Source organism: Kitasatospora sp. NPDC056783, from assembly GCF_042789895.1.
Classification (GTDB): domain Bacteria; phylum Actinomycetota; class Actinomycetes; order Streptomycetales; family Streptomycetaceae; genus Kitasatospora.
This window is the reverse complement of the sequence record NZ_JBHUAF010000262.1, coordinates 1-12157: the sequence shown is the minus strand read 5'-3', so window position 1 is coordinate 12157 and position 12157 is coordinate 1. Positions and strand designations below refer to the sequence as shown.

12 protein-coding genes, 2 tRNA genes and 1 pseudogene are annotated in these 12157 nt (G+C 72.0%); 8 read left to right on the top strand and 7 right to left on the bottom strand.

All coding sequences use genetic code 11. The features are described from left to right. Window positions 1-223: 223 nt before the first annotated feature. A complete protein-coding gene (locus tag ACFRMQ_RS28885) occupies window positions 224-643 on the bottom strand; it encodes a DUF3151 domain-containing protein (RefSeq protein WP_380733601.1) in 420 nt (139 codons plus the stop codon). Window positions 644-869: 226 nt separating this feature from the next. On the opposite strand from ACFRMQ_RS28885, the gene ACFRMQ_RS28880 reads away from it, so the two are divergent. Then, complete coding sequence (locus ACFRMQ_RS28880; protein WP_380733600.1) at window positions 870-1700, top strand: DUF3152 domain-containing protein; 831 nt, start codon at window positions 870-872, stop codon at window positions 1698-1700. 12 nt (window positions 1701-1712) lie between these two features. Here the strand turns inward: ACFRMQ_RS28880 and ACFRMQ_RS28875 are convergent, their stop codons facing one another. From ACFRMQ_RS28875 to purS, 4 genes are all read right to left on the bottom strand, one after another. Further along, window positions 1713-2540: a sterol carrier family protein gene (locus ACFRMQ_RS28875; protein ID WP_380733599.1), complete on the bottom strand. Its 828-nt coding sequence runs from the start codon at window positions 2538-2540 to the stop codon at window positions 1713-1715. Window positions 2541-2609: 69 nt separating this feature from the next. Beyond that, complete coding sequence (gene purL, locus ACFRMQ_RS28870) at window positions 2610-4865, bottom strand: phosphoribosylformylglycinamidine synthase subunit PurL (RefSeq protein ID WP_380733598.1); 2256 nt, start codon at window positions 4863-4865, stop codon at window positions 2610-2612. Next, entirely contained in the window at window positions 4865-5542 is a 678-nt protein-coding gene (gene purQ / locus ACFRMQ_RS28865; RefSeq protein WP_380700481.1) for a phosphoribosylformylglycinamidine synthase subunit PurQ, read from the bottom strand. The genes purL and purQ overlap by 1 nt, the downstream gene beginning before the upstream one ends. Further along, a complete protein-coding gene (gene purS, locus ACFRMQ_RS28860; RefSeq protein ID WP_049654013.1) occupies window positions 5539-5793 on the bottom strand; it encodes a phosphoribosylformylglycinamidine synthase subunit PurS in 255 nt (84 codons plus the stop codon). Before purS ends, purQ begins: the two co-directional genes overlap by 4 nt. Window positions 5794-6283: 490 nt before the next feature. Between purS and ACFRMQ_RS28855 the strand changes: the two genes are divergently transcribed. From ACFRMQ_RS28855 to ACFRMQ_RS28825, 7 genes are all read left to right on the top strand, one after another. Further along, window positions 6284-6601 (top strand): Lsr2 family protein, encoded by a 318-nt coding sequence (locus tag ACFRMQ_RS28855; RefSeq protein WP_030056585.1) that lies wholly within the window; start codon window positions 6284-6286, stop codon window positions 6599-6601. Between the two features lie 140 nt (window positions 6602-6741). Beyond that, a tRNA-Gly gene (locus ACFRMQ_RS28850) sits at window positions 6742-6814 on the top strand. A gap of 39 nt (window positions 6815-6853) precedes the next feature. Further along, window positions 6854-6926 (top strand) — tRNA-Gly (locus ACFRMQ_RS28845). 163 nt (window positions 6927-7089) lie between these two features. Further along, a complete protein-coding gene (locus ACFRMQ_RS28840; RefSeq protein WP_380733597.1) occupies window positions 7090-8100 on the top strand; it encodes an ABC transporter ATP-binding protein in 1011 nt (336 codons plus the stop codon). After that, a complete protein-coding gene (locus ACFRMQ_RS28835) occupies window positions 8097-8942 on the top strand; it encodes an ABC transporter permease (protein WP_380733596.1) in 846 nt (281 codons plus the stop codon). The genes ACFRMQ_RS28840 and ACFRMQ_RS28835 overlap by 4 nt, the downstream gene beginning before the upstream one ends. 184 nt (window positions 8943-9126) lie before the next feature. Then, a complete protein-coding gene (locus ACFRMQ_RS28830; RefSeq protein WP_380733594.1) occupies window positions 9127-10356 on the top strand; it encodes a sensor histidine kinase in 1230 nt (409 codons plus the stop codon). A gap of 15 nt (window positions 10357-10371) precedes the next feature. Continuing rightward, the gene (locus tag ACFRMQ_RS28825) at window positions 10372-10995 is read left to right on the top strand and encodes a response regulator (RefSeq protein ID WP_380733593.1); all 624 of its coding nucleotides are present in this window, start codon (window positions 10372-10374) and stop codon (window positions 10993-10995) included. A gap of 24 nt (window positions 10996-11019) precedes the next feature. Here the strand turns inward: ACFRMQ_RS28825 and ACFRMQ_RS28820 are convergent, their stop codons facing one another. Together ACFRMQ_RS28820 and ACFRMQ_RS28815 are read right to left on the bottom strand one after the other, a co-directional pair. Then, window positions 11020-11919 carry a phosphoribosylaminoimidazolesuccinocarboxamide synthase gene (locus ACFRMQ_RS28820; protein ID WP_380733592.1) on the bottom strand — a complete coding sequence of 300 codons (900 nt, stop codon included), beginning with the start codon at window positions 11917-11919 and terminating at the stop codon, window positions 11020-11022. Window positions 11920-12073: 154 nt separating this feature from the next. After that, window positions 12074-12157, bottom strand: a pseudogene (locus tag ACFRMQ_RS28815) (transposase); the annotation flags it as partial.

Below are 12157 nucleotides of genomic sequence, written 5' to 3'. Positions count from 1 at the left end.
CGTCATGACGAACTGGGCGGTGCCCCGCCACGACGCCCGCCCGAACACCGTCCCGGGCGGCTCCGCGATGCGCTCCGACGACATCGAGCGGTACGAGGTGCGCTCCACCGAGGGCGAGACGCTGGTGGTGCTGCGGCCGGAGTGACCCCGGCGGTCCTCCGCCGGGGGCACCCGCACGTCCGGGTGCCCGCTGTCCGAGCCGTGTCCGCTGTCCGAGCCGTGGCTACTGCTTGAGCTCGGCGTACGCCTCCGCGCTGCTGTCCTTCAGGAACTGCCAGCAGCGGGCCTCCTCCTCGGTCTCCTTGATCGCGCCGGCCGCCCGCGCGAGCGCCGCCAGGCAGCGCAGGAAGCCGCGGTTGCCGCGGTGCTCCCACGGGACCGGGCCGTGGCCCTTCCATCCGTTGCGCCGCAGCGCGTCCAGGCCCCGGTGGTAGCCGGTACGGGCGTAGGCGTACGACTCGACGTACCGGCCGGCCGCGTAGGAGTCGTCGGCGAGCATGGCCCAGGCCAGGCAGAAGGCCGGGAACTCGGCCGCCACCTGGGTCGGGGAGGCAGACTCCTCCGCCAGCATCCGGTAGGGCCGCTCCTCCTCCGGGAGGAGGGTCGGGTCGGGACCGTCGAGAAGGTTGCTGTGAATCGCCATGCCCTGAAGTCTGCCACCCGAGACGCAGGGGTCAACCGCCGTCCCGGAAACGGACCGCCGTCCCCGGGGTCCTCAGGCCGCATACCAGGTATGTAGACATTCACCCGTTCGCCATGCCAGTGTGAAGATCATGTCCGCAGCCCGCTCCGTCGGCAGGCGGGTCGCACCGCCCCGGAAGAAGGGCGGCAGCCGACGCCGCCGACCGTCTCGGAGATTCGGTCCTGGCATGCTCACGGCACTGGTGCTCTCCCTGCTGGTGCTGGGCACCGCGACGGTCATGCTGAACCGCTCCACGGGAACCCCGGCCGCCGGCCCGAGCACCCAGGCGAGGGTCGCCCCGCCGGCCGAACAGGCCTCCCTGGAGTCACCGGCGCCCGTCCAGGCCCCGCCGACCCCTCCCCCGGCCGCGACCCCGACACCCACGCCCACGCCGACCCCCACCCCGACACCCACGCCCACGCCGACCCCCACCCCCACCGGGCCGGACCCCGGCCCCACCAAGGGCCCAGGCACCTTCACCATCGCCCCCGCCACCGCCAAGGCGGTCGGTCAGGGCACCATCCGCCGCTACCGCGTCGAGGTCGAGGACGGCATCGGGATCGACCCGGCGGCCGCCGCCGCTCGGATCCACGGCATCCTCGGCGACAAGCGCGGCTGGACCAGTGACCGCAAGGACGGCTTCCAGCTGACCGCCGGCGGCTCGTACGACTTCACCGTGAAGATCGCCTCACCGGCCACCGTGGACCGGATCTGCGGCGCCTCCGGCCTGGACACCCACGGCGAGGTCAACTGCAACGTCGGCAACCAGGTGCTCGTCAACTCCAAGCGCTGGAACACCGGCTCACCCCAGTTCAGCGGACCGCTGGACGAGTACCGGGCACTGATCGTCAACCACGAGGTGGGCCACCGGATCGGCCACGGGCACGAGACCTGCCCCGGGGAGGGCAAGCCCGCGCCCGCGATGATGCAGCAGATCTACGGCCTCAAGGACTGCACGCCCAACGCCTGGCCGTACTCGGCGGAGGGTGCCTACCTCGGCGGGCCGGCCGTCCCGTAGGACGGGGCCCGGCTACCCGAACACCGGCAGGTACGCCCGCAGGTCGCTGCGCTCCCCCGAGGCGGACACCGCGGCCTCCTCCACCGAGGCCGCCCAGTCGGCGCGGCCGGTGGCCAGCCGGATCCAGGTCAGCGGGTCGGTCTCCACCACGTTGGGCGGGGTGCCCCGGGTGTGCTTCGGCCCGGGCACGGCCTGGACGACCGCGTACGGCGGGACCCGCAGCTCGACCGCGCCGCCGGGGGCGTGGTCGGCGAAGGCGTCGGCCAGCATCCGGGTGACGGCGGCGAGGGCCTGGCGGTCGTGCGGGAAGGCCTCCAGGCCGAGCGCGTCGGCCAGGTCGTCGGCGTGCACCACGGCCTCGACCAGCCTGGTCACCAGGTAGTCGGTGAGGAGCATCCGCCGGCCGACCACGACGGCGGTGGCCTCCGGATCAGCCCCGGCCGACCGGTCGAGCACGGCCATGACCTCGTCGAGCGACCGGTCGAACGCTGCGACCACCTCCGCGAGCGGGCCGGCGAACCCGGTCGCCGCGTGCTCCGTCACCACCTCGTCGACGGCCCCGGCCATCGTCCCGCTCAGCTCCGCGTAGCCGGCCAGCGAGAGCACCGGCCCGTCCGGCGCCGGGGCGTCCGGCGCCGGGGCGTCCGGCGCGGCCGGAAGCCGGCCCAGCGCGAGGCTCAGGTGCGCCAGCAACTCCCGTACCCGCCAGCTGCCGAGTCGGGTCGGCAGCTCCAACCGGTCGGCGGTGAGGCCGTGGACGACGGTGCGCAGCGCCTCGGTCTGGGCGGCCAGCGCGGCGCGGACCTTCTGCGGCTGGTACGTACGGGACTTGGCAGGCATGGGCCCCAACATACGTCGAGGGGCGGACGGTCCGGAAGGAACCGTCCGCCCCTCGGGCCGAGCCGCGCGTCAGCCCAGCAGGGCCTCGATGACGCCGGTGTGGGCGTCCTTCAGCTCCGCCAGCGAGACGCTGAACTGGCCCTGGACGTCCAGGCTGTCGCCGTCCACGACACCGATCCGGGTGGCCGGCAGGCCCCGCGCGGTGCACATGTCGTTGAACCGGAGCTCCTCGCTGCGCGGCACCGCCACGACGGCGCGGCCGGCCGACTCCGAGAACAGCAGCACGAACGGGTCCTGGCCCTCGGGCACGACGATCCGAGCGCCGAGGCCGCCCTTGAGGCAGCTCTCCACCAGCGCCTGGCCGAGGCCGCCGTCGGACAGGTCGTGCGCGGCGTCGATCATGCCGTCGCGCGAGGCGGCGATCAGGATGTCGCCGAGCAGGCGCTCGCGCTCCAGGTCCACCTTGGGCGGCAGGCCGCCGAGGTGGTCGTGGACCGCCTGCGACCAGGCCGAGCCGCCCAGCTCGTCCGCCGTGTCGCCGAGCAGGTAGAGCAGCTGCCCTTCCTCGGCGAAGGCCAGCGGGGTGCGCCGGGTGACGTCGTCGATGACGCCGAGCACCGCGACCACCGGGGTCGGGTGGATGGCGACCTCGCCGGTCTGGTTGTACAGCGAGACGTTGCCGCCGGTGACCGGGGTGCCGAGCACCAGGCAGGCGTCGGCCAGACCGCGGGTGGCCTCGGCGAACTGCCACATCACGTCCGGGTCCTCGGGGGAGCCGAAGTTGAGGCAGTCGGAGACGGCGAGCGGCTTGGCACCGCCGGCCGCGACGTTGCGGTACGCCTCGGCCAGGGCCAGCTGGGCACCGGTGTACGGGTCCAGCTTGGCGAAGCGGCCGTTGCCGTCCGTGGCGACCGAGACGCCGAGGTTGGTCTCCTCGTCGATCCGGATCATGCCCGAGTCCTCGCCGGAGGCGAGCACGGTGTTGCCGAGCACGTAGCGGTCGTACTGGTCGGTGATCCAGGACTTGGAGGCCTGGTTCGGGTGGCTCGCGACCTTCAGCAGATCGGCCTTGAGGCCCTCGCCGGTGGTCGGGCGGACCAGCCGCTCGGCGGTCGGGGCGTCGGCCTGGAGCGCGTCCTGCCAGCTCGGGCGGGCGTACGGGCGCTGGTAGGTCGGGCCCTCATGGGCGACGGTGCGCGGCGGGACGTCCACCACGAGCTCGCCGTGCCAGAAGATCTCCAGGCGCTCGCCGTCGGTCACCTCACCGATGACGTTGGCGATGACGTCCCACTTCTCGCAGATCTCCAGGAAGCGGTCGACCTTGTCGGGCTCCACGATCGCGCACATGCGCTCCTGCGACTCGCTCATGAGGATCTCCTCCGGCGAGAGCGTGTGGTCGCGCAGGTGCACGGTGTCGAGCTCGATCCGCATGCCGCCGGAGCCGGCCGAGGCCAGTTCGCTGGTGGCGCAGGACAGACCGGCGCCGCCGAGGTCCTGGATGCCCTTGACGAGCTTCTCCCGGAAGATCTCCAGGGTGCACTCGATCAGGAGCTTCTCCTGGAACGGGTCGCCGACCTGGACGGCCGGGCGCTTGGCCGGCTTGGTGTCGTCGAAGGTCTCGGAGGCCAGCACCGAGACGCCGCCGATGCCGTCGCCGCCGGTGCGGGCGCCGTACAGGATGACCTTGTTGCCGGCGCCGGAGGCCTGCGCGAGGTGGATGTCCTCGTGCTTCATGACGCCCACGCACAGCGCGTTGACCAGCGGGTTGCCCTGGTAGCAGGAGTCGAAGACGACCTCGCCGCCGATGTTCGGCAGGCCCAGGCAGTTGCCGTAGCCGCCGATGCCCGCGACGATCCCGGGCAGCACGCGCCGGGTGTCCGGGTGGTCGGCCGCACCGAAGCGCAGCGGGTCCATCACGGCGACCGGGCGGGCGCCCATCGCCAGGATGTCGCGCACGATGCCGCCGATGCCGGTGGCCGCGCCCTGGTAGGGCTCGATGTACGACGGGTGGTTGTGCGACTCGACCTTGAAGGTGACCGCGTAGCCCTGGCCGACGTCGACCACACCGGCGTTCTCGCCGATGCCGACGAGCATCGCGTCCGAATCCGGCTTCTTGTCGCCGAACTGCTTCAGGTGGACCTTGCTGCTCTTGTACGAACAGTGCTCCGACCACATGACCGAGTACATGGCGAGTTCGGCGCCGGTCGGGCGGCGGCCGAGGATCTCCCGGATGCGCGCGTACTCGTCCTCCTTGAGGCCGAGTTCGGCCCAGGGCTGGGCGGCGTCCGGGGTCTGCTCGGCGTTCTTGACGGTGTCGAGGCTCATCAGGCGTTCACCAGCTGCTTCAGGACGGAAGTGAAGAAGCCCAGGCCCTCGGTGGTCGGACCGGTGAGCGGCTCCACGGCGTGCTCCGGGTGCGGCATCAGGCCGACGACATTGCCGGCGGCGTTGGTGATGCCGGCGATGTCGCGGTACGAACCGTTCGGGTTGACGTCGAGGTAACGGGCGACGACCCGGCCCTCCGCCTCCAGCTCGTCCAGCACCCGCTCGTCGGCGACGAAGCGGCCCTCGCCGTTCTTCAGCGGGACGACGATTTCCTGGCCCACCGAGTAATCCCCGGTCCAGGCGGTGCCGGCGTTCTCGATCCGGAGCTTCTGGTCGCGGCAGACGAAGTGCAGCGAGTCGTTCCGGTGGAGCGCGCCGGGCAGCAGGTGCGATTCGCAGAGCACCTGGAAGCCGTTGCAGATACCGAGGACCGGCATTCCGAGCTTCGCCTGCTCGATGACGGACTCCATCACCGGCGAGAAGCGGGAGATCGCACCGCAGCGCAGATAGTCGCCGTAACTGAATCCGCCCGGCAGGACGACGGCGTCGACCTGGTGGAGATCCTTGTCACGGTGCCAGAGGGCGACCGGCTCGGCGCCGGCGAGACGGACCGCCCGCTGGGCGTCGCGGTCGTCGAGGGAGCCCGGGAAAGTGACGACGCCGACGCGGGTGGTCACTTGCCCTCCTCCTCGACCCGGACGGTGAAGTCCTCGATCACGGTGTTGGCGAGAAAGGTCTCGGCGGCTTCGCGGATACGGGCGAGCGCCGCGTCGTCGACCGGGCCCTCCACATCCAGCTCGAAACGCTTGCCCTGGCGGACGTCGGCGATCCCGGTGAATCCGAGACGGGGCAGTGCGCGCTGCACCGCCTGTCCCTGGGGGTCGAGGATCTCCGGCTTGAGCATGACGTCGACTACGACGCGTGCCACTGGCACTCCCGGTGGTGTCTTCGGTGAGGCGGGGGAACTCCAGACTACCGGTGGTTTCGGGCAGGATTGCTGGCCGGGCGTAGCGACGCGCGTAGACCCAGGCTCCTTACACCGCAAGGGATCCGACCCCCTGACCCCCCGTCGGACCCGTCCGGTTTCCACGGAAACGGCCCCGGGAACGACACCCGGAAGCGCACTCGGAACGCCTCCGGCCGGAGAACACCCGAATACGGCACTTGGGGACAGATCCGCCCGTCCCGCACATCGGTATCCGGCACACCCGACGAAGACTCGTGAATATCCGGAAAAGAATGCCGGACTCTTCGATTTCGACCCCCTTCGGGTGCAGAATAGGGCCACCTGTCGCGACAAGTGCTGCGTATCAGGCGGGCCACCGGGTCCGCCCGTACGTACTTGCGCGAGTTGGTGCACATCAGGCCTCGGTACCCCCTCGGACCGGCGGCCGAATTGCCCGAGAGGATTGACACCCATGGCTCAGCGTGTAGTTGTCACGCTCTCCGACGACCTGGACGGCGGCGCCGCGGCGGAAACCGTCCACTTCGGCGTCGACGGGAAGTCGTACGAGATCGACCTGTCCGTGGACAACGCGGAAAAGCTGCGGGAGGCCCTCGCTCCGTTCGTCGCCGCCGGCCGCCGCCAGAGCCGCACCGGAAAGTCCTTCCGCCGCACCGCCCTCACTCCGGACCCGGCCGCGGTCCGCGCCTGGGCGCTGTCCCGCGGGATGGAACTGCCGGCCCGGGGCCGCATCCCCAAGCACGTGTACGAGGCGTTCGCCGAGGCGAACTGAGCCCGCGGGCTCCGTACCCCGGTCGCCCCTCCCGCCCGGACCGAAGGGTGGGGCGACCACCCCGAAAGATGCTGTAGAGTATTCCTCGTCGCCGCAACGGAGAGATCCGAAGAGGCGGCGGGTGCCCCACCAGGCACCATGCGGACGTGGCTCAGTTGGTAGAGCATCACCTTGCCAAGGTGAGGGTCGCGAGTTCGAATCTCGTCGTCCGCTCGCAGTGCGCGAGCACAGCACAACTCAATAGTTTGACCTGCGGACGTGGCTCAGTTGGTAGAGCATCACCTTGCCAAGGTGAGGGTCGCGAGTTCGAATCTCGTCGTCCGCTCCGATACGAAGGGCCCCCTCGTTTGAGGGGGCCCTTCGGCATTCCCGCCGACCGGCCGCGATATCCGCCCATGACATTTGTCATCGCCGACCCGTGGATACCCACCGCCGAGTCATGACGACCCGCACTGCCCGCGCGGCCAGGCCCGCGGAAGGCTTGAGGCATGGAAACGAGCCGGCCCTCCCGCCCCAGCGAAGACGTGATCGAGGTCACCGACCTGCACCGCCACTACGGCGGCGGCACCTCCGGGTACCACGCGGTACGCGGCGTGGACCTCACCGTCCGCCGCGGCGAGCTGTTCGCCCTGCTGGGCACCAACGGGGCCGGCAAGACCTCCACCATGGAGGTCATCGAGGGCCTGGCCGCGCCCACCGGCGGCACCGTCCGGGTGCTCGGCCGGGACCCGTACAAGGAGCGGGCCGCCGTCCGCCCCCGGATCGGCGTCATGCTCCAGGAGGGCGGCTTCCCCGGCGACCTCACCGCCGCCGAGACCGGCCGGGTCTGGGCCGGGATGACCAGCGGCGCCCGCCCGGTGACGGAGGCGCTGGAGCTGGTCGGCCTCGGCCACCGGGCGAACGTCCGGGTCAAGCAGCTGTCCGGTGGCGAGAAGCGCCGGCTGGACCTCGCGATGGCCCTGCTCGGCCGCCCCGAGGTGCTCTTCCTGGACGAGCCCAGCACCGGCCTCGACCCGGAGGCGCGCGCCGCCGTCTGGCAGCTGGTGCGCGAACTGCGCGCCCAGGGCACCACGGTGCTGCTCACCACGCACTACCTGGAGGAGGCCGAGGAACTGGCCGACCGGCTGGCCATCATGCACGGCGGCCAGGTCGTCACCGCCGGCACCGTCGCCGAGGTGATCGCCGACCGGCCCGCCCGGATCAGCTTCCGGCTGCCCGAGTTCCTCGGGGCCTCCCTGCCCGTCCTGGCCGGGGCCGAGCTCACCCTCGACGGCGGCAAGGTCACCGTGCAGACCCTCGCCCTCCAGGACACCCTCACCGACCTGCTCGGCTGGGCCCGCCACCACGGCATCGCGCTCGGCGCCCTGGACGCCCGCAGCGCCTCGCTGGAGGAGGCCTTCCTCGCGATCGCCTCCGAGGCCGCCCACCAGAACCCGCCGCAGGCGCCCTCCGCCACCCCCCGTCCCGCCCGCCGCCGCCTGATCGGATCCGCCCGATGACCACCGCCGCCACCATCACCGCAGGTCCGAACGACACCGCCGGGCCGAAGAGCACCGCCGTCCGCCGGCTGCTCGCCCTCGGCCGGGCCGAGGCCGCCCTGCTGCTGCGCAACCGCACGGCGCTGTTCACCGCCCTGCTGCTGCCGCTGATCCTGGTCTTCACCCTGAAGAGCCTGCTCTCCCAGCAGGCCGAGTCCCACCCCGGGCTGGACGTCGACTCGCTGCTGGTCTACGGCTCGGTCGGGATGGTCCTGGCCTTCGTCGTGTACTACAACCTGACCGCCGCGTACGTCGGGCGGCGCGGTGAGCTGGTCCTCAAGCGGCTGCGCACCGGCGAGGCCCGGGACCTGGAGATCCTGCTCGGCACCGCCGTCCCGTCGCTCGCCCTCGGCCTGCTGATGGCCGCCCTGATCGGGGTCGGCGGCAGCCTCGGCCTGCACCTGGCCGTACCGGTCAACCCGCTGCTGATGCTGATCGGCCTGCTGCTGGTGCTGGCCACCATGATCGCCCTGGCCGCGCTGTCCAGCGCCTTCACCAGGACCGTCGAGAGCGCGGGCATCACCACCCTGCCGGTCATGCTGGTGATGCAGCTCGGCTCCGGCCTGTTCATCCCGCTGGAGGTCATGCCCAAGGCGGTCGCCGACGTCTGCCGCCTGCTGCCGACCACCCCGGCCTTCCAGCTGATCCGCGTCGGCTGGTTCGGCACCGACGGCTCGGCTCCCGCCACCGACTTCCTCGGCAGCTGGGGCGCGGCCGGCCCGCACCTGATCACCGGGACCATCTGGCTCGGCCTGGCCGTCTGGGGCGCGGTGCGCTACTTCCGCTGGGAGCCGCGCCGCTGAACCCCAGCGCCGAACCCCAGCGCCGAACCCAGCGCCGAACCCCGCCGCAGGGCCCACCACGGGCCCCACCGCGGGGCCTTCGGCTGAGCCGCGAACATTAATCCGAAGGACCGTCCTCAGATTGACCTCTGATATGAAGGCAGCAAGCAGGATCGTGGTCGAACTGGGGGCGGAAGAATTGAGAATGCGGTCACCGCGCAACAGCTGGGCGGACATGAGCAAGCCCCAGCGCACCGAGCTCTACTTCCGCTGGTCGCTCTACTCCCTGCCGCTGCTGGTGCTCCCGGTGACGCTGATCGCCGCCGGACCCCGGACCGATCTGTCGGACTCCACCGGAACGGTCCGGACCTCCCTGCTGGTCGCGCTCGCCGCGACGCTGCTGAGCCTGCGGGCCTGCCGCACCTCGCTCGACCACTACCTCAAGCGCCCCACCGACCACCTGCGCTGGCTGGCCGTCACCGGCGCCTTCGCGGTGGCCGGCTCCTGGGCCGTCCTGCTGATCGAGCCGCACTCCGGCGGGGCGGACGGCTCACCCGGAGCGGCGTTCACCTTCACGGTCGTGACCCTCCTGCTCTCCAGCGCCTTCGGTCCGGCGGCCATCGTGCTGTCGCTGCCCCGAGCGGCCCTGGCCGCCATCGGCGGGTTCCTCCTGGTGGCCCCGGCGATGGTACTGGCCGGGTACGGCGTCGCCCGTACCGCCGGACAGCTGGTCGGCGCCCTGATCGTGCTGCCCGTCCTCGGCGGGACCTGCCGCAGCTTCGCCTGGCTGACCGCGGCGGTCTGGGAGCTGGACGCCGCCCGCGAGGCGCAGTCCCAGCTGGCCGTCGCCGAGGAACGGCTGCGCTTCTCCCGCGACCTGCACGACGTGATGGGCCGCAACCTCACCACCATCGCGCTGAAGAGCGAGCTCGCCGTCCAGCTCGCCCGCCGCGGGCGCGAGGAGGCCGCCGACCAGATGGCCGAGGTGCAGAAGATCGCCCAGGAGTCGCAGCGCGAGGTCCGGGACGTCATCCGCGGCTACCGCACCGCCGACCTGCACGCCGAGGCGATCGGCGCCCGGGCGGTGCTGCGCTCGGCCGACGTCACCTGCGAGATCGACCTCGGCGAGGACGCCGACCGGCTGCCGGCCGCAGTGCAGTCCGTGCTCGGCTGGGTGATCCGCGAGGCCACCACCAACGTGCTGCGGCACAGCGAGGCCGACCGCTGCCTGATCCGGCTGCGGACCGAGGACGGACGGGCCGTGCTGGAGCTGGAGAATGACGGTGTGCCCGCCGTTCCGTTCCCCTCCCAGGGCAGCGGCACCGGGCTGCGCGGCCTGCGCGAGCGGCTCGCCGCCCACGACGGCGAGCTGACCGTCCCGACCGTGGAGGCGGGCGTCTTCCGGATGCTCGCCACCGTCCCGCTCCCCCGCTGAGGAAGAAAGCGCCCGATGACCGAGAACGCCGCGCCCGTCCGCGTCCTGCTCGCCGACGACGAGCACCTGATCCGGGGCGCGCTGGCCGCGCTGCTCTCGCTGGAGGACGACATCGAGGTGGTCGCCCAGGCCGGCTCCGGCACGGAGGCCCTGGCGATGGCTCAGGCGCACCGCCCGGACGTCGCGGTGCTGGACCTCCAGATGCCGGGCAAGGACGGCATCGAGGTGGCCGCCCAGCTGCGGCTGCTGCTGCCGGACTGCCGCTGCATGATCGTCACCGGCCACGGCCGCCCGGGCTACCTGAAGCGGGCGCTGGAGGTCGGGGTGCGCGGCTTCCTGCCGAAGACCGTCTCGGCGGCGGACCTGGCCGGCATCATCCGCACCGTGCGCTCCGGCGGCCGGTACGTGGACCCGGAGCTGGCGGCGGACGCGATCAGCGCCGGGGAGACCCCGCTGACCCCGCGTGAGACGGACGTCCTGGAGCTGGCCGCCGACGGCACCCCGATCGCGGAGATCGCCGAGCGGGCCGCGCTGTCCCAGGGCACCGTCCGCAACTACCTGTCCTCGGCGGCCACCAAGCTGGGTGCGGAGAACCGGCACGCGGCGGTGCGGATCGCCCGCGAGCACGGCTGGATATAGCGCTCGCGGGCGTCGCGCGACGCGTCAGGCCCAGCTGGTGCCGGTCAGCCGCTCGTAGACCTCGATGTACTTGGCCCGGGTCAGCTCGACCACCTCGTCCGGCAGCGCCGGCGGCGGCTCCTCGCCGTGGCGGTCCCAGCCGGAGGCCGGGGAGACCAGCCAGTCGCGGATCAGCTGCTTGTCGAAGGACGACTGCGAGCGGCCCGGCCGGTACTCGTCGGCGGGCCAGTAGCGGGAGGAGTCCGGGGTGAGCACCTCGTCGCCGATCACCAGCTCGCCGTCCAGCAGGCCGTACTCGAACTTGGTGTCGGCCAGGATGATGCCGCGCTCGCGGGCGATGTCCCGGGCCCGGGAGTAGACGCTCAGCGTGGTCCGGCGCAGCTGCGCGGCCAGGTCGGCGCCGATCCGGCGGGCGGTCTCCTCGTAGGAGACGTTCTCGTCGTGCTCGCCGACCTCGGCCTTGAGGGCCGGGGTGTAGATCGGGGCGGGCAGCTCGGAGCTGTTCTCCAGGCCCTCCGGCAGCGCGATGCCGCAGACCGTGCGGCTCTCGTCGTACTCGGCCAGGCCGGAGCCGGCCAGGTAGCCGCGGGCGACCGCCTCGACCGGGACCATCTCCAGGCTCCGGCAGACCAGCGTGCGGCCCTTCCAGTCGGCCGGGGCGCCGGCCGGGACCTCGGCGGAGATCACGTGGTTGGGGACGATGTCGGCGATCCGCTCGAACCACCACAGCGACAGCTGGGTGAGGATGCGGCCCTTGTCGGGGATCTCGTTCGGGAGCACCCAGTCGTGGGCGGACGTCCGGTCACTGGCCACCATGACCAGTTCGCCCGATTCGGTGCGGTAGAGGTCGCGCACCTTGCCGGTGTGCAGGTGGACCAGGCCGGGCACCTGGACCGGCTCGGGCTTGGTGACAAATCCGCTCAAGGTGTTCAGTCCTCAGGGGTCGTTCACGGGCGGGGGCACCGCGAAAGGGGAGGTCACTGCCCCCGCAGTCTTTCACGACCGCCGCACGCCAGGTCCTGTCCGGTCGGCCTTGGCGGATCGGCCCGCGGCGTCGGGCTCCCGGCCTAGTGCCGCATCAGGCAACGTTCGCCCTGGTGACGACCTCGCGTAGTCGTTCGTCGGCGGCGTGCTTGTTTCGCCAGATGATGTAGCGGCGGAT